The sequence below is a fragment of the Pseudomonas quasicaspiana genome (assembly GCF_021147825.1).
Lineage (GTDB): Bacteria > Pseudomonadota > Gammaproteobacteria > Pseudomonadales > Pseudomonadaceae > Aquipseudomonas > Aquipseudomonas quasicaspiana.
In genome coordinates this window covers 1-21,372 of record NZ_JAGTPI010000004.1, presented here as the reverse complement: position 1 = coordinate 21,372, position 21,372 = coordinate 1, and the positions used below count along the sequence as shown (strand labels likewise).

General features: G+C 53.7%; 17 protein-coding genes and 3 tRNA genes. 11 read left to right on the top strand and 9 right to left on the bottom strand.

Annotated elements, in window-relative coordinates:
• Positions 1-3: 3 nt before the first annotated feature.
• The 5 genes from KDX30_RS04375 to KDX30_RS04355 are packed head-to-tail and all read right to left on the bottom strand — an operon-like array spanning position 4 to position 6,990.
• Entirely contained in the window at positions 4-1,761 is a 1,758-nt protein-coding gene (locus KDX30_RS04375; RefSeq protein WP_178087840.1) for a DNA adenine methylase, read from the bottom strand.
• A complete protein-coding gene (locus KDX30_RS04370) occupies positions 1,754-2,524 on the bottom strand; it encodes a class I SAM-dependent methyltransferase (protein WP_231675063.1) in 771 nt (256 codons plus the stop codon). Before KDX30_RS04370 ends, KDX30_RS04375 begins: the two co-directional genes overlap by 8 nt.
• A complete protein-coding gene (locus tag KDX30_RS04365) occupies positions 2,524-5,064 on the bottom strand; it encodes a GGDEF domain-containing protein (RefSeq protein ID WP_231675062.1) in 2,541 nt (846 codons plus the stop codon). The genes KDX30_RS04370 and KDX30_RS04365 overlap by 1 nt, the downstream gene beginning before the upstream one ends.
• A complete protein-coding gene (locus tag KDX30_RS04360; protein WP_231675061.1) occupies positions 5,061-6,008 on the bottom strand; it encodes an HAD-IIB family hydrolase in 948 nt (315 codons plus the stop codon). The genes KDX30_RS04365 and KDX30_RS04360 overlap by 4 nt, the downstream gene beginning before the upstream one ends.
• Positions 5,986-6,990, bottom strand: a complete 1,005-nt coding sequence (locus KDX30_RS04355) for a DNA adenine methylase (RefSeq protein WP_231675060.1) — start codon at positions 6,988-6,990, stop codon at positions 5,986-5,988. Before KDX30_RS04355 ends, KDX30_RS04360 begins: the two co-directional genes overlap by 23 nt.
• Before the next feature lie 230 nt (positions 6,991-7,220).
• On the opposite strand from KDX30_RS04355, the gene KDX30_RS04350 reads away from it, so the two are divergent.
• Positions 7,221-7,703 (top strand): hypothetical protein, encoded by a 483-nt coding sequence (locus KDX30_RS04350; protein ID WP_231675059.1) that lies wholly within the window; start codon positions 7,221-7,223, stop codon positions 7,701-7,703.
• Positions 7,704-8,355: 652 nt separating this feature from the next.
• Here the strand turns inward: KDX30_RS04350 and KDX30_RS04345 are convergent.
• The 4 genes from KDX30_RS04345 to KDX30_RS04330 form a co-directional block, all read right to left on the bottom strand.
• Positions 8,356-8,442 (bottom strand) — tRNA-OTHER (locus KDX30_RS04345).
• Positions 8,405-9,718 (bottom strand): tyrosine-type recombinase/integrase, encoded by a 1,314-nt coding sequence (locus tag KDX30_RS04340; RefSeq protein ID WP_108574516.1) that lies wholly within the window; start codon positions 9,716-9,718, stop codon positions 8,405-8,407. The genes KDX30_RS04345 and KDX30_RS04340 overlap by 38 nt, the downstream gene beginning before the upstream one ends.
• Before the next feature lie 233 nt (positions 9,719-9,951).
• Positions 9,952-10,028: transfer RNA gene (locus tag KDX30_RS04335), tRNA-Asp, on the bottom strand.
• Positions 10,029-10,048: 20 nt separating this feature from the next.
• Positions 10,049-10,124: transfer RNA gene (locus KDX30_RS04330), tRNA-Val, on the bottom strand.
• Positions 10,125-10,285: 161 nt separating this feature from the next.
• Between KDX30_RS04330 and rdgC the strand changes: the two genes are divergently transcribed.
• The 10 genes from rdgC (at position 10,286) to KDX30_RS04280 (ending at position 21,229) form a co-directional block, all read left to right on the top strand.
• Positions 10,286-11,206 carry a recombination-associated protein RdgC gene (gene rdgC, locus KDX30_RS04325; protein WP_027901105.1) on the top strand — a complete coding sequence of 307 codons (921 nt, stop codon included), beginning with the start codon at positions 10,286-10,288 and terminating at the stop codon, positions 11,204-11,206.
• Positions 11,207-11,352: 146 nt separating this feature from the next.
• Positions 11,353-12,315, top strand: coding sequence for a bile acid:sodium symporter family protein (locus KDX30_RS04320; RefSeq protein WP_122397385.1), 963 nt, complete (start codon positions 11,353-11,355; stop codon positions 12,313-12,315).
• Between the two features lie 429 nt (positions 12,316-12,744).
• Positions 12,745-13,482 (top strand): FadR/GntR family transcriptional regulator, encoded by a 738-nt coding sequence (locus tag KDX30_RS04315; protein WP_027898074.1) that lies wholly within the window; start codon positions 12,745-12,747, stop codon positions 13,480-13,482.
• Entirely contained in the window at positions 13,479-14,486 is a 1,008-nt protein-coding gene (locus KDX30_RS04310; RefSeq protein WP_231675058.1) for an ABC transporter ATP-binding protein, read from the top strand. The genes KDX30_RS04315 and KDX30_RS04310 overlap by 4 nt, the downstream gene beginning before the upstream one ends.
• Positions 14,483-15,616: an ABC transporter ATP-binding protein gene (locus tag KDX30_RS04305; RefSeq protein ID WP_027898076.1), complete on the top strand. Its 1,134-nt coding sequence runs from the start codon at positions 14,483-14,485 to the stop codon at positions 15,614-15,616. The genes KDX30_RS04310 and KDX30_RS04305 overlap by 4 nt, the downstream gene beginning before the upstream one ends.
• The gene (locus KDX30_RS04300; RefSeq protein ID WP_122708430.1) at positions 15,613-17,115 is read left to right on the top strand and encodes an ABC transporter substrate-binding protein; all 1,503 of its coding nucleotides are present in this window, start codon (positions 15,613-15,615) and stop codon (positions 17,113-17,115) included. The genes KDX30_RS04305 and KDX30_RS04300 overlap by 4 nt, the downstream gene beginning before the upstream one ends.
• Before the next feature lie 28 nt (positions 17,116-17,143).
• Complete coding sequence (locus KDX30_RS04295) at positions 17,144-18,088, top strand: ABC transporter permease (protein ID WP_027898078.1); 945 nt, start codon at positions 17,144-17,146, stop codon at positions 18,086-18,088.
• On the top strand, positions 18,088-18,960 hold the full coding sequence (locus tag KDX30_RS04290) for an ABC transporter permease (RefSeq protein WP_231675057.1): 873 nt from the start codon (positions 18,088-18,090) through the stop codon (positions 18,958-18,960). Before KDX30_RS04295 ends, KDX30_RS04290 begins: the two co-directional genes overlap by 1 nt.
• 32 nt (positions 18,961-18,992) lie before the next feature.
• Positions 18,993-20,588: a gamma-glutamyltransferase family protein gene (locus KDX30_RS04285; protein WP_231675056.1), complete on the top strand. Its 1,596-nt coding sequence runs from the start codon at positions 18,993-18,995 to the stop codon at positions 20,586-20,588.
• A 191-nt stretch (positions 20,589-20,779) separates the two neighbouring features.
• Entirely contained in the window at positions 20,780-21,229 is a 450-nt protein-coding gene (locus KDX30_RS04280; RefSeq protein ID WP_231675172.1) for a DUF411 domain-containing protein, read from the top strand.
• Positions 21,230-21,372: the final 143 nt, after the last annotated feature.

Here is a 21,372-nt window from a genome sequence, read left to right as displayed (position 1 = left end):
AGTTTACGGTCTGAGCAACAATGCATACTCTCTAACGCCTTTAGACTTGTGCTTACCCTGACCTTTATAAACATGGTTGACAGCAAAGAATTCAACCTCTTTGGTTAAAGGAGAAACCAAATCTATGACTGTTTCAATCGAGGCTACCCCAGTGCTTGAATAACTCCAAAGACAACTCCAACCCCTATTTAAGCAAGCAGAGATTATATCCGCGATCAAAACGTCTATCTGCGAAGTATTCCTTGTCGCAAATGCCGATGCAAAACGTCCAGGATCACCTCTTTTAGGCATAGATGCTTTATCCCTAACTTCAGGATAATCATAACGAACCAAAGTCTCCAGAATATGATAATATCTGCTATATTCGTCACGGGTATATGGAGGATCCAGATATACGCAAACCTGTTCCCCTCGGAAAAGCTCATCCGCCGTAGCAACAGCCTCATGCCAAGGTCCCAAAATTGGAACAACTGGATATTTTATATTTGAACTCTCAGCCCCAAGACTCGTAAGTCGAATGAAAAACTCGTGTGCGACCGACAACCCTCGACAAACAACAAGGTCAGGCGCCAAAGCTTCAAGCCTCTCGAATGAACTACCATCAAATTTAGGTTGAGCGAAATGTCCCCCATAAGAATAAGCACAAGAGCTCACCGCACAAATTAGAGCGCCTAACGCCCAAGATCTTTGCGAATCATCAAGAATTTGATCGATAGCATATCGTAAACTATCAATTTCAGCCGCCTGACGCACACCAAAAAAAAGATTGGCATAATACATACTAAATAGCAGATACGGATGTGTGCCTGGCGCAACTTTACGAGCATCAATTAACGCATCCAAATACTCATCAGACTTTGCTTCAGCATTATTTATACGAGGGTAGCTAACTATCCATCGACCGAAATCATCCAGCATTTCTGGGGAAAGCTCAGATGATAAAAAATCATTCTCCAAATCAATCTGGGTTTTGATATATTCAGGCATTAACTCGTAGTGCGCTCTAGCCGCACCCAATACACCTTCCGCAATGACTGTGGCGTCGTCCGCGCCAAGGCCACCGCCTTGTACCATCGCTAGATGAGTAGAAAAACTCTGAGCATCAGAAGCATATGTACGCCACTCTCTACTGAAAATCCCAGAAGTAGCGCCGGACCCACACATCAAATCCAAAACTATAGTTTCTGGGGGAAAGAAAGTATGCACTATCTCAGAGAGGTATGGGCCTAAAAATGCTTTTGACCCCATATAGTGTGCTGATCTTGAAAACTGAGTGACACGCGAGCTAAGTGATGAGGACGCGCGTGACTTTGCCAGACGGATTCGTTTTATTAACTCTTTCGACTTGGTCGTCACCTCAACAGCACCCAGCAACTCTTGCTGCCAACTATCGGACTCAACGTCACTGCTACTTTTCTCAGCTTGCTCAATCCAATGAGGAAGAAGCTGAAGAAAAACCTCATTACCTTCTACTTCAACATCTTCTCCAACTAACCCCGCACTTATAACTGTGCCCGCCCCTAGGGGCAAATCTTCAGTAGACGGAAAAAGACTTGTGGGATGCGGATTTGTATAATTCAATGACCTTGCATGATTAGTAAGCGCTGACAAAATCTTAACCTGCGTCGCAGAGTACAACGCCTTATCAGCACCCGAAATGGCGCAAAGTATTTTTTTCGACAGCCAAATACTTTCATCCTCGGTGAGAGTAGACTCAAGCGATTTAACTTTGACGGGGGAAGTACGTTGGTATTCACTCATCTTTATCACCTATTTTAGTCGCAAATACCAATAAACCAAAAGGTGACATCTCAGTTTCGATTTTATACAAATGTGTTGCCAACAGTGCTTTCTGAAAAGCCGCGAAGCCTTTTGACTTATGAAAATTCGCCGCCCAAAGGCCATCTTTGCGAATCAACTCGGAAAGCTTTATAAGCTCATCATGAGGAATCGTTTCATAATGCATGACATAACAACTCAACATCAGATCAAATTTTTCAACTGATATGTCATGAAGCTCTCCATCCTCAAAGACGTCAAGACCATTTTTTTTGGCCAACTCTCTATTTTCAGCAACAAAATCGTAACCTCGCAACAAGATCCCTTCGCGCGCAAGAGAACTGGCCATCACTGTCCCAGGTCCACATCCAAAATCTAATATAGATTTCAGAGGGTTTTCACTCCTCCGCTGTGCACCTTCGAAAAGTGCGTGATAGCATGAAATATTCCTACCAGCATCAATCAGGTTGTTATAGACATCACCTGCAACTATAGAAAACAGCAGATGAACGACCTCCTGCTGCAGGTCGATTTCACCCATGCAATCTATATAGCAGGATTCAAATATCTTTAAAAACCCACTTTCTATTACTTGTACGAGACACCCCACGGGCAACCCATCTTTAGTTGCTGGAATCTCATAGAGGTAAAAATTTTTGCTTTGGCCTACTTCTTGAAAACCGAACAAGGCAATCCACTCTAGCAGTGGAACTCTACTTTTGCGCACACCAAGGAAAGCCACCATTAGTCACTCGCGGAGTCGACAATCTGTTTAGCCACACGGGTATGGAACTCATCGCTACCTATGTGCAGGCTCAAAGCGACATAGTTAAGCTCACCCAATTGAAGGCCGTCTGGCGACACCGCTACTCCGGCAATATTCGCTATTTTATTTATCAAGTCTTCAGCCAATTTAATCGAGCCATATAGACTGTAAGGAAATCCGATAAATGCCTCTACCGTTCTCCAAACAAAAACAAAATCTAAGAATGTAGCCGATGGAGAAGCAAATCGTGGCGTGGCCCAGACAGAGATCAATCCAAGAGGCCTAGGCTCACCATGCTCATCTGGGACGTGAGGAACTACTAAGCAAGCACGTCGAGTGGATCTGGATTTTTTGTGGTGGCCAACGTAGCGGGCTGAGTAAGATACGAAAGCATCAATCTGGCCAGCACTTTCAAGCCCCTTACGGATGATTCCATCATCAGACAACAATACGGTGCTCGCATATTGCTCCAAATTTGGTAATTGATCGGCTAAGTAATCCGGAACGCGGTCAATAAGAGGAGACATCAATTTTAGCTTAAAGGCTATTAGCTCTCTTTGTTCTTGCCCTGAATCATCTATTGAGAAACGAATTTTTTCGGCTTTTCTAAGTGTATCAATAATAATCGGATAGGCTTCACGTGAAGTCTTACAAACAATTCCCTCACTCTGGTCTAGCGCCGCGGCAGAAATCATTGGCCTCTTGAGAGAGTAGTCGTCTCGATGCGCAACCGTATCATCTGAACGTTCATCACCAGAAAACGACAAATAGCAATTATACAAGGCATCAAGCAACGCATCACTATTATTGACAATCAATACTTTGCCATTCAACTGCTCTTTTATTTTCGCAACCTGATTGGTTGTAAGACCGGTCAGATTGGCAATCTCATCATTCGACCAAGCTCCAAGATCAGTAAGTCGCTTAAAAACCTCAGTACTTTCTGGAGTATCTCCCCACACCAAGACAGGCGCAGGATTTTTAGCTTTATTTAAAGCTGATACTACTTGTGCAAGGGCTGCCTGCCAAAAATCTGGCAGTCCTCCACCAGTTCGGGGCCTAATATCAACTCTGACATGGTCAATTAAAAAGTCAGGTGGTAGTTTAGCTCCGCCGGGAGTCCGCGGCTTCTGGTCAAAGCCGATTTGCACTCCCACGGCTACACCTTCCTTTTCATTTTCCGAGCCCTTTCCTACCAGACTTCCGAATGAAATACTGCCATGGCCTCTTTCATCCAAGTCTCCCCACACCTTTATCTCATCGATATACACGGCACATTGTACGGAGGACTCATCAAACATCACTGATAAAGTCTCGGCCGCACTCGCTGGCCACTTGTGATTTATCGCTGCTCTAGATAAGGCATGCATCACTGCAAGGGTAATAGAACTTTTAGAAATACAAAGCCCGTCCCCCGAGCGATTCAACAAATATCGCTCGTCACACTCATCTGTGATCGCTACCCCAAACCAGGAGATGACATCAGCGACTGCTGCCTCGACTTCCTCAGGTTGTGGCGGAAAACTCGTTAGCAAAGACACTTGATGCACTATGAGGTTAAGTCGCTCGTCAACAAAGCAATTCTCAAAAAACTGTCGGCTTTTTGAAAAGCACAAACCGAGCTTAAAAAAATCAGATAGTGAGACTGGATACTTTACTGAGTCAAACTGATCTTCTGAACTTTGAAAACTAACGGTCCCTCGTTTTTTTTCTTTATGCTCGTCTCCGGACTTGGTTAGAGCCTCACACATTTTTTTAATACCATGAATATCTTTAGAAACATCATCGATACTTTTAGTAATCACTCCGGCGGTCATTCCAATACGCAGCTTTTTCTCGCCAAAAGATAAGCCATGTATTTTTGTTCTTAACTCCCATAGCCGCGCACTGATATCCATAGGTCTATCACACGGCAACACTAAAATAAACTCATCACCTCCGTCAATGAACGCTAATCCGCCCAGCACCCGACACAATTTGTGCATCTCAGCGTACACTTGACGTATTGCTCTATCACCTTCGTCATGGCCGCATTGGTCATTAACTGATTTAAACTTATCCAAATCAATATAGACCACAGATAGCTGAGGAATGTTATCAAGACTGGACATAGGCACGATAGAGTTTTTAAACATCTCTTCTGCACCGGCAGCCTTTAAATAAAGGCCGCCATGATTATTCCTGTACTCGCTACCCCAAACCTCCACCAGAGAAGCAAATAGCTGATGCAGTTTCTGTTGTACATTGAGATCGGCTGACTGGGACTTATCAGTGATGTACAATTCAATAGTGACGCCAGCGCTATTTATGCGATCTATAACGAAAGGGTCACCACTGCACTGCCCCCATTCATGAGATACGTCTTGAATGGTAACTTTTAGTCCTAGCTTAGATAAGCCAAACGCCTGTTCTACCTCATTTAGGCGTTGTTCAAGCTCGGCGGGAGAAATAAAATAGTTTATTGCGTCGCTTTTCAGCTTCGCGATTGGGTCTCTTGATCCACGACTTTTCAGAATCATGCTTTCCTTGCCTTTCCAAATAAGCGCTGAGCGCGACGGACAATTTCCAGTACATCAATTGCAGCCTTTCCTGCGCCATGCGTAGAGTAAAATTTACTCGAAGCCCTAGCCGCATCAGACGAATCTTTTACACAGACGCTAAGTCCTGCCCAAGTTAGCAACTCCACGTCATTATCATTATCCCCAACAGCTAAAACATATTGAGGCAATATTCCGTATCTATCACAGAGAACCTTCAGGCCCAGCGCCTTAGAGGATCTCATAGGTCGCAATTCAATATATACGGAACCGCTGGCCGTGACTGAAACGCCTGGTAATAGATTCAATCGGGATACAATGCATTTTTTTTCTTCGGGCGATGGTACTGCTACCAACATAGCGACCACTTTATCAGCAGAGAGATCTATATCCGAAAAATCTCTCACCATCATCCCGTTAAAATCCAGCTCAGGCTTGCGAGTTTCACCTTTGAAGAAAACACTTTCCGTAGATGAATAATCACTTATAAGCTTCGCTTCAGGATCAACCGTGTAAATAAAAAGTCCCGCACTAGAAAATTCAGAAAGCAAGTTAATAACATCAACCACCACATCTTCGGCGATTACTTCATGGGCGACAAGCGCCTGTTTTTCAGGCTGCATTACGACACTCCCGTTATATAAAACAAGAGGAACCTTACTGAAGCCGCCGAGTTGTTTTACCGTTGAGGATACTCCTGTCAGGGTCCGCCCTGTCGCTAATGTTAAATGTAAATTACGACCAGGACCGCTTAGCAACGAGAATAACTTTATTAATCGATTTCCAAGCGGATCCTGAGGCCGCAATATCAACGTGCCATCCAAATCAAAGGCAATTAGCTTCACCTTAGCGAATGGCAACAACTCGCTTGGGTCACACAGGGCCCCAGGCAAAGGCTTGGGATTATTTATCAATAACGAACACATGATGAACCTGCCGCCTTGTACCGTTAGTTGACTGATAACCAAGAGCTGGAACTTGATGAACCTTTAAATCCCCAAGCTTTGATAAAGATTTTTCCAAATCTGAAATAGATATGTAAGCACCGTCTGCATACTGCAATACAAGACGAGACCAACAAACTGAATCTATCAACTCAAGTAGATACGGCAACTTCATAGCATCTCTTATTTCTTTTCCCTCAGAAGATCGAATCAAGGGAAGCCCCGACTTACTGGCGTCATCAATCTTAACAGGCTTCAATTTAGCAAGTGTCTCTGGCAGATGATAGTATCTCGAATAGTCCCTATTATTATAAGGAGGATCAAGATATAAAACATCAAAACTTTTCCCTGACAAATAACTCAGAGCATCCGCCTGTACAGCTGTACCTGGAATCCCGTCAGTAATACCATCAAACCATTGAAAAGAAAAATTCTTAAGAGACTTCCGATCCCACCCCTTCAAATAGGCATAGTAAGTTCCTGCCGTATTTGCAACGGAATCCATGCTATTAAGAAGAGACGCTACTAAATATTTCTCCTCATTAAGATTGATCCACTGCATCTTCTTCCAAATCCCAATCTGTCGCCACGCACCGCCAATCTTCGCGGCATTAGCTGCAGTAAAGAAGGCTCTCTTTGAAGAGTATTCTCGTACGAACCAAGGCGATGTAGATGCGGTATTATTCAGTAGCGTCAATAGATCGAAGTTGTCTGAGACGCTCAATTTTTGTTTAAGACAGGTGAAATCAGGTTCAGACACGCATGAGATCCGCACGTGCTGAAATGCATTAGGAAAGCTTAGTACGTCACATGTTGTGACCGCGCAACCTCGCTTCTTAAATTCGGCGCCTATATTACCAAGGCCCCCAAAAGCATCTGCTGCGGTTGCTTGACCCATATCATCCAAAGCCAAATCGGCTACTAGCGAAGCTGTCGATGCTTTGGAGCCAAAATATCTAAACATTATCAAACTCGATCATCAAAGGCCCTTAGGCGGCAGCGCGACCCAAAAATCAGCTATCGTACCATAGCGCACGACGGCCATCTCCCTGTCTCCAGAGGCCAACGCGACAACTTGGAGGTCCACGTACGATGAAGCCAACCGTTAGCGTGATTGCCTGTCTAGGATGGGGCTCACTTGTGTGGGATCCGCGCGAGCTGCCTTCCAGGGGAGGCTGGCGCCACGATGGGCCTATGCTGCCGATCGAATTCGGGCGCGAGTCCGGAGCCATGAAAAACCAACGAGGTAACAAAATGTCGTTGGTCATATGCCCCGGTAGCGCACGGTTAAGGGCTTACTGGACAGTTCTTGACGTTCCGGACATGGGTACAGCGCGTATATGCCTAGCTAAGCGCGAGGGTATTCCCAAGAATTGGCAAACAGACATCGGTTTCGCTGATCTTCTCAATGATCATGCGCTAGGCATGGAAGCCGACACCATTACGTCTTGGGCGGCACACATGGGGCTCGCTGGCGTTGTCTGGACGAACCTATCTCACAAATTCAACAACGAGCATGTGTTACCCAGCGAAACCGAGGTAATTACGTTTCTGCGCTCTCTGGACGATACCAATCGAGAGGTTGCGGAGCGCTACGTCCGTAACACTCCTACTCAAATCGATACTATCTACAGACGAGCGATTGAGAAGGAGCTTGGTTGGCTACGCTGCGACTAATTCATTGAGGCTACTCTCAAAACAACTCAAATCTCGAATTGAGATGTCCCATCCATGAGGTACGACAGAGGGCGCAACCGAGGCAGAATTTGCGCCTCGACTGCCTGTAAAGCCAGGCTAGAGCCATGGCGAATGTTTTTGAGGGGAGAACAACCTTAACTGTATTTACAGGCTTCGGGCTAACCACGCTTTTCGGCGCAGCTAAGCGTCAACCGCAAGCACGCAAGCACGGCATCGATAGTTATAACAATCAGACTACTGCGTTTGATCGGCCCTATACTTCCATCAGCAGGAAGTTAATAGCCTCCATCGACCGAACCTCCACCACTGGAAATACGTGATATCCGATGACTCTACCGGAGTTTGAGTGAACGCCCGGATCAACACACTAGCAACAGAGAGCTCCGCTCTACCTATATTCATCGTCCGGACCATGCCTCGCGGACTTTCCAGATCTGCACCCCAAGAACGATCATCTTCGCTTTTTTAGGTTCTTGCACTGGTACTAGCTACCCGTATACACAAGACTCGAATACCTATCAGATAGCAACTCTACCGAGATCCAGGATATCCGCGGGAGTAAATGTAGGAGTGGTTTTGTAGGCATGAAAAAGCCCAACCTAAGAAAATTGGGCTAACTCATTGAAAAATATGGTCGGGACGGAGTGATTCGAACACTCGCCCCCTAGCACCCCACGCTATTAATCAGCCGACTTCCACTGCGCACTCAGACACCCCGTTGAAATTCGCCCGGTATGCGGCATGTATGCTTCGGGCGTAGGCGGAGAAACGCCGCCCTCTAGCGCATCTATTAAATCCGCCCAATATTGCATCATCCTACGTCTCGGCTCGACGTATTCTGCATGATTGTATGCAGCCCGAATTTGGTTGGTATCAGCGTGTGAAAGCTGCGCCTCAATCCACTCTTCTACAAAGCCAACCTCGTTGAGCGCCGTTGAAATGGTGGCCCTGATGCCATGCCCGGTGAGCCTTCCTTTGTACCCCATGCGACTGATCGCAGTGTTAAGGGTATTTTCACTGATCATTTCCTGCTGTTCGTATCGGTGAACCAGTAGGTACCGCGCACCGCGCGCCCTTAACTGCATTAGCCGCTGCACAATTGCAATTGCTTGGGTAGACAGTGGAATCACATAAGGTGGGATCTCATCCCCCTGGGTTCGAACACGGCTCCGGAGTTGCTTGACACCCTCCGGCGGCACCAACCAGATCCCTTTGTCGAGGTCGAATTGATCTGGCCTCGCCGCCCTTAGCTCTCCTGTACGTACCCCTGTCAACAGCAATAGAAGAATACCAAGCCGTGTCGCTTCTGCACAACCATAGTGGGCTACGGCCCTGAGTAGTCCTGGAAGTTCATTTACCTGGAGGAAGGGATTATGGCGAACTGGTCGCGGCGTCTCGGCAACGATATCAAGGTCTGCTGCTGGGTTCACATCAACAAGCCCTTCCGCCATAGCAAAACGAAAGATCTGGTTGAGCCAGGTGCGCACCTTTCGAGCAGAGACCAGCGCCCCTCTACGCTCAATTCGCCTAATGAGCTCCAGCACGTCACCACGAGAAATATCTGAGATCGGAAGATCGCCCAAGCACGGCAGCATGTCCTTCTTCAGGTATTTACTGGCTTGCCCTGCACTGCCCTTCTTACTTTTCGTCAGCTTTTTACTTCGGAACTCATGCCAGCGACCAGCAACCGCTTCAAACGTGTTGTTGGCGGCGTGAGAGGCTTTTTGGCGCTCGGCGCGACGATGTGAGCGGGGATCGATATTGTTGGCCACCAGCGCACGTGCAGCCTCTCTCCGCTGGCGAGCCTCCTTGAGGCTAACGTCAGGATAGGTGCCGAGGGAAATGCGCAATTGCTTGTCATGCCAATAGAAACGGAAATGCCAGCGTTTCGAACCCGTCGTAGGCACTTGCAGAGATAAGCCATCCCCATCAGTTAACGTATAAGGCTTGCTGGCGGGCTTGGCTTGCTTGATCGCTGTATCTGTCAGAGCCATCAGACACCTCCTATTGGATCAAGGAGGGGAATACAACCCAGCGGTAGACGGACCAATACGAAAATTGATGCGCAAGGAATCGTAAAAGGCTGTGCCAGCGGTGTACTTAAATGTGTACTTAAAAACCGTGGCTGAAGATGGATTCCAGTGGAATTCAGAAAACGAAAAAAGCGGCTCAAGGCCGCTATTTCCGTAGCTTCCAGGCGTTCAGTGGGCCTTAGTGGAAGCAAATATGGCGCAGCGGACGGGACTCGAACCCGCGACCCCCGGCGTGACAGGCCGGTATTCTAACCGACTGAACTACCGCTGCGCGTAACACTTAGAGCGAGTTGGTGGGTGATGACGGGATCGAACCGCCGACCCGCTGCTTGTAAGGCAGCTGCTCTCCCAGCTGAGCTAATCACCCTTCACTCTCGGTGTGGCGCGCATTCTACGGAGCGACCTAACCTCTGGCAAGCACTTTTTTAAATAATTTTTATAATCCTTCCAAAGGCTTAGCACAGGGTTGGCCGCGAGGTAATAGCAGCGAATAATGCCCCACTTTTTACCGAAGGAGAGATTCACCTCATGTGGTTCAAAAACCTGCTTGTCTACCGCCTGACCCAGGATCTGCCTTTTGACGCCGAAGCACTGGAAACCGCTTTGGCCACCAAACCGGCCCGTGCCTGTGCCAGCCAAGAGTTGACCACTTACGGTTTCGTCGCCCCTTTCGGCAAAGGCGAAGACGCACCTCTGGTGCACGTCAGCGGCGACTTCCTGCTGATTTCTGCCCGTAAAGAAGAACGCATCCTGCCGGGTAGCGTTGTGCGTGATGCATTAAAGGAGAAGGTCGACGAGATCGAAGCCGAGCAAATGCGCAAGGTCTATAAGAAGGAACGCGAGCAGATCAAGGATGAAATCATCCAGGCGTTCCTGCCGCGTGCCTTTATTCGTCGTTCGTCGACCTTCGCCGCTATTGCGCCGAAACAGGGCCTGATTCTGGTCAACTCGGCCAGCCCGAAACGCGCTGAGGATTTGCTGTCGACCCTGCGTGAAGTAATCGGCACCCTGCCGGTACGTCCGCTGACGGTGAAAACCGCACCTACCGCTGTGATGACCGACTGGGTCACCACGCAGAAGGCTGCCGACAACTTCTTCGTGCTGGATGAATGCGAACTGCGCGACACCCACGAAGATGGCGGGATTGTGCGTTGCAAACGTCAGGACCTGACCAGCGATGAAATCCAGCTGCACCTGAGCACCGGCAAAGTCGTGACCCAGCTGTCCCTGGCATGGCAGGACAAACTGTCCTTCGTGCTTGACGACAAGATGACCGTCAAGCGTCTGAAGTTCGAAGACCTGTTGCAGGATCAAGCGGAACAGGACGGCGGCGACGAGGCCTTGGGTCAACTGGACGCCAGCTTCACCCTGATGATGCTGACCTTCGGTGAATTCCTGCCAGAGCTGTTTGAAGCACTGGGCGGTGAAGAGATTCCGCAGGGGATTTAAACACCACTGGTCACCTGTAGGAGCTGCCGAAGGCTGCGAAGCAATTTACCTGTTAAACCGCTTCGCAGCCTTCGGCAGCTCCTACAGCTTTACGTATCCAGCCAGATGACGCCCCCTCCCCCAACCTAATAAGAAAGGAACCCGCCATGCGTGCATTGGCAACCTTGAGTCGTTTTGTCGGTAATACCTTTGCGTACTGGGTGCTTCTGTTCGCCATATTGGCCTTCGTGTTCCCCCAAGCGTTCATCGGGCTCAAGCCCCTCATCGTCCCGTTGCTGGGTCTGGTGATGTTCGGCATGGGTCTCACCCTGAAGCTTGAAGACTTTTCCGAAGTGGCCCGCAATCCATGGCGTGTAGCCCTGGGTGTGGTTGCGCACTTCGTGATCATGCCCGGCGTGGCATGGTTGTTGTGTCAGGTGTTTAGCTTGCCGCCAGAAATCGCCGTCGGCGTGATTCTGGTGGGTTGCTGCCCGAGCGGTACCTCGTCCAACGTTATGGCATGGCTGGCCAAGGGTGACCTGGCGCTGGCCGTGGCCATTGCAGCGGTCACCACCCTGCTCGCTCCGCTGCTGACGCCCACCCTGATCTGGTTCCTCGCCTCGGCCTGGTTGCCGGTGTCCTTCATGGATATGTTCTGGTCGATCCTGCAACTGGTCATGCTGCCCATCGTGCTTGGCGTGTTGGCACAACGCCTGCTGGGTGCCCGCGTCGCTTACGCGATTGACGTGCTGCCACTTATTTCCGTGGTCAGCATCGTGATGATCGTCTGCGCCGTCGTTGCAGCCAGCCAGGCAAAAATCGCTGAGTCCGGCTTGCTGATCATGGCTGTGGTGATCCTGCACAACACTTTCGGCTTCCTGCTGGGTTACTTCACCGGCAAGGTGTTCAAACTGCCGCTGCCTCAGCGTAAATCCCTGGCACTTGAAGTCGGCATGCAGAACTCAGGTCTCGGTGCCGCACTGGCCAGTGCGCACTTCTCGCCGCTGGCGGCTGTGCCGAGCGCGCTGTTCAGCGTGTGGCACAACATCTCCGGGGCATTGTTGTCGACGTACTTCCGCAAGATGAAGGATGAAGATGAGCCGGTGAAGACTGGGTCGGCTATTAATTGATCAGGCAAAAATTCACATGTCTGTGGATTGAAATGTAACCCCTGTGGGAGCTGGGCTTGCCCGCGATGCATGAGACGCGACTTGAAGACATACCGCGTTATCGTTTATCGCGGGCAAGCCCAGCTCCCACAGGGTCATCAGGCACCACCCCGGCGCACCACGCCCGCATTGATGCACAAAATCTGAACCTCCCCTGAAATTGGTTCACCCACCCGCGAACCAATTACCGTTCATCCCCCTGAACCACCCCGCCGAACCTTTGCACATTGGCCCGACAACGCTGATCGCTAGCAATCTCCAGGCATATAGAGCCTGAAAAACTATCGAACCAATTTCCATTGGCATCGCTCTTGCACCAGCCCTCTTGCCTCGAATCACTGCCTACAGGCAGCTCAGGGCATCTTTTTCTGGTCTGGCGCGAGTACCACGATGCAAAGGTTCGACCCTGACACGCCCATCGATAACTCTTCGAAACTGGCGCTGGATGCCTTACGGCAGATCGTTGCTCAGCATGCGGCGTTCCCCCAACGGGCGCTGCCTACCGAGCGCGATCTGGCTACCGATTTCGGTGTCAGCAGGCGCGCGATTCGTCGCGCGCTGGCAGTGCTGGAAGCCGAAGGCCAGATCTGGCGGCGGCAAGGCAAAGGGACCTTTGTCGGCCCGACGCCACCCAGCGCGGCCATGAGTTTTGCCCGGCTTTCCGGGCGGACCAATTTCAGCGAGGTTATGGAAGCGCGTCTGCATCTGGAGCCCGCGCTGGCCTCACTCGCCGCAGTGCGGGCCAATGGCGAGCAGATGGCGATCCTGCGCCGCCTTGCCGAGCGCACCACTCGCCAGCAGGAAGCCGAGCATCCCGATGCCGAAGGCATTGAGCTCTGGGACAGCTCCCTGCACCGCGCCATTGCTGAAGCGGCGGGCAATCGGTTGATGCTGGATATTTTCGAAATGCTCGATGCGATTCGTCTGGACCCGGCCTGGCGCGATCTGCGTCAACGGGCGCGTAACGCCGACCGCCTCGACACTTACAGCCACGATCACGACGACATCGTCAGTGCCATCGAAACCCGCGACCCGATCAAGGCCGCTACCGCCATGCGCGGCCATTTGCGGGCGTTGCAACAGGCGCTGGATAACGTCATCAATCAAGACCTGGAGGCCAGCTTATGAGCGCCACCGCCTCAACCACCGATAACACAGTCCTCAGCGTCAGCGACCTGACCGTTCGCTTCGCCGGTGCGCCCGCCAATGTGGTCGACGGCGTGTCGTTCTCCGTCAAGCGCGGCAAGACCCTGGCCATCGTCGGCGAATCCGGCTGTGGCAAGAGCGTGACCTCCATGGGACTGATGGGCCTGTTACCCGCCACCGCAAAAGTTGCCGCGAGCGATTCGTTGCTGATTGATGAAGCCTTGCTGGGCATGTCCGAAGAGCGCTTGCTGGACGTGCGCGGCAATCGCATGGCGATGATTTTTCAGGAGCCGATGACGTCACTGAACCCGGTCTTCACTATCGGCGAGCAGATCGCCGAAAGCGTGATTCGCCATCAAGGCTTTTCGGACAAGGAAGCCCGGCAGCGGGCGCTGGAAATGCTCGAAAAAGTCCGCGTACCGGACGCCCGCCAGCGACTGGATGCCTACCCTCACGAACTCTCTGGCGGCATGCGTCAGCGGGCAATGATCGCCATGGCGCTGGCCAACGATCCAGCGCTGATCATTGCTGACGAGCCGACCACCGCACTGGACGTGACTATTCAGGCGCAGATCCTCTCGCTGGTCGCCAACCTGCAGAACGAAACCGGCACCGCGATGATTCTGATCACCCACGATTTGGGCGTGGTCGCCGAAGTCGCCGACGACGTGATGGTGATGTACGCCGGTCGCGTGGTGGAAAGCGGCCCGGTGAAGACTCTGTTCGACGATCCGCAGCATCCGTACACCATTGGCCTGATGGGTTCGATGCCATCGATTGGGCCTCGTGAAGGTCGCCTGGCAACGATCAATGGTCGCGTACCGACACCGGCAGAAATGCCGAGCGGTTGCCGCTTCGCCGGGCGCTGCCCTTTTGTCATCCAGCGATGCCGGGAAGAGCGACCGCCGCTGCTTGAACTGTCTCCCGGACACTTCGCCGCGTGCATCCGCGCCCCCTTGGAACAGCATGTGGGAGTCAGTGCGTGAGCCTTTCCGAACGAGACATCGCCGAGCGTACCAACCCCGACAGCAGCACGCAGAAACCCATTCTGGAAGGCATCGGCCTGAGCAAGCACTTCGCGGTGGAAAGCGGTCTTTTCCAGCCAAAGAAGCCACCCGTGCAAGCGGTCAATCAGGTAAACCTGTCGGTTCGCAAAGGCGAAACGCTGGCGTTGGTGGGAGAGTCCGGATCGGGCAAATCAACCCTTGGCCGCTTGCTGCTCAACCTGCTGCAACCAACTGCGGGCGACGTGATTTACGAAGGCCGAAACCTGGCCAACCTGTCGGCGGAAAAGCTGCGTCAGGTACGCCGCGACTTGCAGATCATTTTCCAGGACCCGTTCGCATCGCTGAACCCGCGCATGACGGTGGAATCCATCGTCGGCGAACCGATCTGGCTGCACAGCGAAGCCAGTCGCAGCGACCGTCAGGCCAAGGTCGCCGAACTGCTGCGTACGGTTGGTCTGGCCCCGGAACACGGCGGTCGCCATCCTCACGAATTCTCCGGTGGTCAGCGCCAGCGTATCGGTATTGCTCGCGCATTGGCTTCCGAGCCGCGGCTGATCCTCGGCGACGAGCCGGTGTCGGCACTGGACGTTTCGGTGCAGGCGCAAGTGGTCAACCTGCTGGAAGACCTCAAGCATCAGTTCGGCCTGACCCTGGTGATTGTCGCCCACGGGCTGGCCGTAATCCGCCACATGAGCGACCGGGTCGCGGTGATGTATCTGGGTGAAATCGTCGAGCTGGCGCCGGTCAACGCGCTGTTCGAAAACCCTTTGCATCCCTATACCCAGGCGCTGATGGCCGCCGTACCGGTGAGCCACCCGGATTTGCGTCAGCCGCGCCCTTTGCTCGGCGGCGATATGCCCAGCCCGAGCCGCCCGCCTTCCGGTTGCCGTTTTCATACCCGTTGCCCCCATGCCCGCGCGCTGTGCAAAGAGGCCGTGCCGGTCATGGAAACCGTCGAGGCGGAGCGCCAGGTGGCCTGCCACTTCTGGCGTGAAATCGCCAACGCGGGCAGCGGCACCTTGATCCTTCCGACACCCAGCGCTGCCTACACCCAGCGCCTGAATCTGTTCAAGAACCATCAATCCCTTGCAGTGGAGAGCCAGCCATGAAAATCGCACGCGTCATGACAGGAACATTGTTATTGCTGGCCGCCAACGCCGCCTTTGCCGAATCGACCTTGCGCATCGGCATTCAGGACGATCCCGATGTGCTGGATCCGCATCGTTCACGCACCTATTCCGGCCGTCTGGTGTACACCGCGTTGTGCGACAAGCTGGTGGACGTCAACCCGGACCTGACCTACGCGCCACAGCTGGCCACCGCCTGGAACTGGAGTGAGGACGGCAAAACCCTGACCATGACCTTGCGCGAAGGCGTGACCTACCACGATGGCGAACCTTTCGATGCGGCCTCGGTGAAGTTCAACCTGGACCGCGCCCGCACCCTGCCCGACTCCCTGCGCAAAAGCGAGCTGGCGTCGGTGGACAGCGTTGAAGTGATCGACACGAAAACCGTCGCCATCAAACTCAAGCAAGCCGATGCCACGCTGGTTTCACAGCTCTCGGACCGGGCCGGGATGATGCTCGCACCAAAAGCCGCTCAGGGCGAATTCGCGTCCAAACCTGTCTGCTCAGGTCCTTACAAATTCGTCCAGCGCGTGCAGCAGGATCGCATCGTGCTGGAGCGTTTTGACAACTACTGGAACAAGCAGGCGTATCACTTCGACAAAGTCGTGTTCCTGCCGATTCCTGATACCTCGGTACGCTTGGCCAACCTGCGCTCTGGCGATCTGGACATCATCGAGCGCGTCGCGCCGACCGACGTGAAAACCGTCAAGGGCGACAGCAAGCTGGCGATCTACAACACGCCTGGCCTGGGCTACATGCAGTTGATGTTCAACATCGGCAACGGCGAAAAAGCCAACACGCCGATGGGCAAAGACAAGCGCGTCCGCAAAGCATTCGAGTTGTCCATCGACCGCGATGCGATCAACCAGGTGGTGTTCGAAGGCCTCTACGCGCCAAGCGCCCAACCGTTCCCGAAAAACAGCCCGTACTACGATCAGGCACTGCCGATCCCGGCTCGGGACGTCGAGAAAAGCAAGGCGCTGCTGGCCGCGGCCGGTGTGAAGCTGCCGTTGGCGGTAGACCTGAAAGTGGCCAACAACCCTATCGCGCAGCAGGTCGGGCAGATCATTCAGGCCATGGCTGAAGAAGCGGGCTTCAAGGTCAATCTGATTGCCACTGAATACGCCACGATGCTTAGCGAACAGCAAAGCGGCAATTTCCAGATCGGCATGAGCGCCTGGTCGGGCCGTCCTGATCCTGATGGCGACATTCACCAGTTCGTGACCTGCAAAGGTGGCCAGAACGACGGCAAATACTGCAACGCCAAGCTCGACGAACTGCTGAACAAGGCGCGCACCGTCAACGACGTTCCACAACGTCAGGCGCTGTACAACGAAGCATTGCGTCTGCTGGCCGACGAAGTGCCGACCGCGTACCTGTATTTCGACCCACGCATCATTGCCATGCGTAACAACGTGACTGGCTTCGTGCCAAACCCGGACGGCCTGATTCGTCTGGCTAACGTCGCGTTCAAACCATGACTGACGGACGCACCTGCGAGGTTCCGGCATGCTGATGTTTATCCTGCGACGCCTGCTCAGCTCAATTCCGACGCTGATTCTGGTTTCGCTGTTCGTCTTCACCCTGCAGAAGCTGCTGCCGGGTGACCCGGTGCTGGCCATGGCCGGGGAAGAACGCGATCCGGCGGTCATGGAATACCTGCGCGACAAGTACCGGCTCGATGACCCGATCCCGTTGCAGTACCTGAACTGGGTCGGAAACGTGCTGACCGGCGACTTCGGCACCTCGTTGCGCACTGAGCAACCGGTGACCACGCTGCTGGCGTCCAAGTTGCCGGTGACCATTGAGCTGGCGGTGCTGGCCTTGCTGATTGCGTTGCTGATCGGCATCCCCACCGGGATTATCTCGGCGGTGCGCAAAGGCACCGCCGTGGATTACGGAGCCAACGTGGTGGCACTGTCGGGGATTTCCATTCCGCACTTTTGGCTAGGCATCCTGCTGATCATGATCTTCGCGGTGAAACTGCAATGGCTGCCCGCCTCTGGTTTCGTGCCCATGGGCGAGGATTTCGGGCAAAACCTGAAGACATTGATTTTGCCAGCCTTCGTATTGGGTGCCGGGTTGTCGGGGATTCTCATGCGCCACACCCGTAGCGCCATGCTCGAAGTGTTGCGTACCGACTACGTCCGTACTGCCCGGGCCAAAGGGTTGTTCCCGCGCACGGTGATTCTCAAACACGCGCTGCGCAACGCGCTGATGCCCATCGTGACGCTGACCACGTTGCTGTTCGGTGAACTGCTTGGCGGCGCAGTACTCACCGAGCAGGTGTTCAGTATTCCGGGCTTCGGCAAGATGATCGTCGATGCCGTGTTCAATCGTGATTACGCCGTGGTGCAAGGCGTGGTGTTGTGTGTCGCGATTGGCTTCCTGATGCTGAACTTGCTGGCCGACGTGCTTTACCGTCTGATCAACCCGCGCCTGAGGACTGCCTGATGACCGCTATTGCCAGCCTCCCGCACAGCGCGATCCTGCCCCGCAGCCGCTCGCCGTTCCTGAAGAAATTCCTCGCCAACAAAGGCGCGGTGATTGGCGCGGCGGTGTTACTGCTGTTTGTCCTGGCAGCCCTTCTGGCGCCCTGGATTGCTCCCCATGACCCGCTGAAAGCCAACTTCCTCGCCGTGCGTAAAGCGCCCTCGCTGATGTACTGGCTGGGCACCGACGAACTGGGCCGGGATCTGTTTTCGCGGTTGCTGTTTGGCGCTCGCAGTTCGCTGCTGGCCGGTGGTGTTTCGGTGGCCATCGCCATGTTTATCGGCGTGCCCCTGGGCCTGCTGGCCGGGTACTTCGGCGGCAAGCTGGACATGATCATTTCCCAGGTCATGGAAGCGCTGCTGTCCTGCCCGTTTCTGGTACTGGCCATCGCACTGGGCGCGTTTCTCGGCCCAAGCCTGACCAACGCGATGATCGCCATCGGCCTCTCCGCCATGCCGATCTTCGCCCGGCTGACCCGCGGTCAGGTGCTGTCGATCAAGCACGAGGATTATCTGGAAGGTGCACGCGCTATTGGCCTGCCGGATCGCTGGATCATCCTGCGTTACGTGCTGCCCAACGTGATGTCGCCGCTGGTGGTGCAAGCAACGCTGACCATTGCTTCGGCGATTCTGGCCGAAGCCAGCCTGTCGTTCCTCGGCCTGGGCCAGCAACCACCCTCGCCGTCCTGGGGCTCGATGCTCAATACTGCAAAGAATTTCATGGAGCAGGCTCCGTGGATATCGATTGCGCCCGGCGTGGCGATCTACATCACGGTCCTGTGTTTCAACCTGCTGGGTGACGGCCTGCGCGATGCGCTGGACCCCAAAGGCTAAACCTTTCGTTATTCTGCCAAAGAGAAACGCATATGTTCGATGATCTGGATTACAGCCAACCTTACGCTTCGGCACGTTCGCCGGTGATGGGCAACAACATGGTCGCCTGCTCCCAGCCACTGGCCGCTCAGGCCGGGCTGGACATGCTGCGCAAGGGCGGCAACGCGGTCGACGCCGCTATCGCTGCGGCCATGGTGCTCACCGTGGTCGAGCCCACTGGTTGCGGGATTGGCAGCGATGCCTTCGCTATTGTCTGGGACGGCAACAAGCTGCAAGGTCTGAACGCTTCCGGTCGCGCACCGCAGGCCTGGACGCCCGAGTATTTCGCTGGCCAGAGCCAGATGCCGCAACGTGGCTGGCCTGCGGTCAGCGTGCCGGGTGCGGTATCAGCCTGGGTCGAGTTGTCCGAGCGTTACGGCAAACTGCCGTTCGCCACACTGGCTGAACCGGCGATTGGCTATGCCCGCGATGGCTATCAGGTCACGCCTATCATCGCCGAGCTGTGGAAGCGCGGCTCGCAGTTGCTCAAGGATCAACCGGGCTTTGCCGAGTGTTTCATGCCGGATGGCAAGGCGCCGCTGGCTGGCGAGAAAATCAAACTCAAGGACCACGCCCGCACCCTGGAACTGATCGCCCAAACCAAGGGCGAAGCGTTCTATCGTGGTGAACTGGCAGAGGCAATCATTGCCCATGCCAACGCCAATGGCAGCGTCATGAGCCTCGACGATCTGGCAACGCACACCGTGGACTGGATCGAAACACTGTCAGTGCCGTATGCCGGTGCCGTCGTTCATGAACTGCCACCGAATGGCCAGGGCATTGCAACGCTTGCCGGTTTAACCATGCTTGAAGCGCTGGGTGTCGGCGAGCATCCGGTGGACAGCCTTGAAACCGTTCACCCAGTGCTTGAAGCCATGAAACTGGCCTTGGCTGACCTGGACGAACACGTCGCCGACAGCGATCACATGCGTGTACCTTCCGAGGATTTGCTGGGCAAGGCCTACCTGATGGAGCGCGCCGGACTGGTGACTGATCAGGCTGCGAATCCGGGGCACGGCTCGCCAAAACCGGGTGGCACGGTGTACCTGTCAGCAGCCGATGAAAGCGGCATGATGATCTCGTTCATCCAGTCCAACTATATGGGCTTCGGTTCCGGTGTTGTTGTGCCAGGTACCGGCATCAGCATGCAGAACCGTGGCGCAGGCTTCTCGCTTGATCCGCAGCACGTTAATTACGTGGCACCGCGCAAGCGCCCGTTCCACACCATCATCCCCGGCTTTGTGATGAACGCCGACGGTACGCCGTTGATGTCCTTCGGCTTGATGGGCGGTCCAATGCAGGCGCAGGGTCATTTGCAGATGATGATGCGCATTCTGCGTTACAAACAGAACCCGCAGGCCGCTGCCGATGCCCCGCGCTGGAGGATCGAATCTGGTCTGAAGGTTGCCGTGGAGCGTGCGTTTGACCCTGAAGTGGTCAAAGCCCTGCGCGCCAAAGGTCATGACATTGATGTCGAAGAGCCAAGTGGCGTGTTTGCCTTTGGCGGCGCCCAGATCATCCAGCGTACGGCGCATGGGTATGTGGGCGGGACTGATCCGAGGAAGGATGGGTTGGTGGCGGCTTATTGAGCCTAAGCTAACGCAATCCAGCTGAAAACTTTGTAGCCCTTATCGCGGGCAAGCCTCGCTCCCACAGGAGAATGTTATTTTCATGTGGGAGCGAGGCTTGCCCGCGATAAGGGTGCTGCGGACCAAGGTATTTTCCAGCCCTCACAACCCGTGTAGCCTCTGCACTTTGAACATCCTTGAGCACATCTCTCATGACGCTTTCGAAGATCAAACAAGCCAGCCTGATCGCCCTCCTCTGTTTCAGCGCACTGCTGCATGCCGCGCCGCAAACCATCGACGTCTACCGCGACCCGAATTGCGGTTGCTGCACCAAGTGGATGGCGTACCTCAAGGAAAACGGTTTTACCGTGAATGATCATCCTGAAGACAATATGAGCGCGGTGAAGGAAAAACTCGGCGTGCCCGAGAAACTGGGCTCATGTCATACCGGCGTGATCAATGGCAAGTTTGTCGAAGGTCATGTGCCGGTTTCAGAGATCCGTGAACTCGTGGCCCAGAAAGACCTGATCGGCGTCGCTGCACCCGGCATGCCGATGGGTTCGCCGGGTATGGAGTCGGGTAATCGAAGAAGCGCCCATCAGATTATTGGTCTGACGGCTTCGGGTGAAGAGCGGGTCGTGGCGGACTACCCGGCGCAGTGAGTAGTCCCCTGACTGACACTTCATTGAGGCAAACAGACATCCTGTGGGAGCTGAGCTTGCTCGCGATAAGGCTGGACGCGATCTAAAGTGAACCGCGTCCAGCCTTATCGCGAGCAAGCTCGGCTCCCAACATGGTATTTTTT

What these genes read in the sequence shown, in the direction of transcription:
- KDX30_RS04320 (WP_122397385.1), top strand. Translation starts at nt 11,353, where the DNA reads ATGCGTGCATTGGCAACCTTGAGTCGTTTTGTCGGTAATACCTTTGCG.
- KDX30_RS04360 (WP_231675061.1), bottom strand. Translation starts at nt 6,008, where the DNA reads ATGTGTTCGTTATTGATAAATAATCCCAAGCCTTTGCCTGGGGCCCTG.
- rdgC (WP_027901105.1), top strand. Translation starts at nt 10,286, where the DNA reads ATGTGGTTCAAAAACCTGCTTGTCTACCGCCTGACCCAGGATCTGCCT.
- KDX30_RS04300 (WP_122708430.1), top strand. Translation starts at nt 15,613, where the DNA reads ATGAAAATCGCACGCGTCATGACAGGAACATTGTTATTGCTGGCCGCC.
- KDX30_RS04280 (WP_231675172.1), top strand. Translation starts at nt 20,780, where the DNA reads ATGACGCTTTCGAAGATCAAACAAGCCAGCCTGATCGCCCTCCTCTGT.
- KDX30_RS04355 (WP_231675060.1), bottom strand. Translation starts at nt 6,990, where the DNA reads ATGTTTAGATATTTTGGCTCCAAAGCATCGACAGCTTCGCTAGTAGCC.
- KDX30_RS04350 (WP_231675059.1), top strand. Translation starts at nt 7,221, where the DNA reads ATGCTGCCGATCGAATTCGGGCGCGAGTCCGGAGCCATGAAAAACCAA.
- KDX30_RS04310 (WP_231675058.1), top strand. Translation starts at nt 13,479, where the DNA reads ATGAGCGCCACCGCCTCAACCACCGATAACACAGTCCTCAGCGTCAGC.
- KDX30_RS04285 (WP_231675056.1), top strand. Translation starts at nt 18,993, where the DNA reads ATGTTCGATGATCTGGATTACAGCCAACCTTACGCTTCGGCACGTTCG.
- KDX30_RS04315 (WP_027898074.1), top strand. Translation starts at nt 12,745, where the DNA reads ATGCAAAGGTTCGACCCTGACACGCCCATCGATAACTCTTCGAAACTG.
- KDX30_RS04375 (WP_178087840.1), bottom strand. Translation starts at nt 1,761, where the DNA reads ATGAGTGAATACCAACGTACTTCCCCCGTCAAAGTTAAATCGCTTGAG.
- KDX30_RS04370 (WP_231675063.1), bottom strand. Translation starts at nt 2,524, where the DNA reads ATGGTGGCTTTCCTTGGTGTGCGCAAAAGTAGAGTTCCACTGCTAGAG.
- KDX30_RS04295 (WP_027898078.1), top strand. Translation starts at nt 17,144, where the DNA reads ATGCTGATGTTTATCCTGCGACGCCTGCTCAGCTCAATTCCGACGCTG.
- KDX30_RS04365 (WP_231675062.1), bottom strand. Translation starts at nt 5,064, where the DNA reads ATGATTCTGAAAAGTCGTGGATCAAGAGACCCAATCGCGAAGCTGAAA.
- KDX30_RS04340 (WP_108574516.1), bottom strand. Translation starts at nt 9,718, where the DNA reads ATGGCTCTGACAGATACAGCGATCAAGCAAGCCAAGCCCGCCAGCAAG.
- KDX30_RS04290 (WP_231675057.1), top strand. Translation starts at nt 18,088, where the DNA reads ATGACCGCTATTGCCAGCCTCCCGCACAGCGCGATCCTGCCCCGCAGC.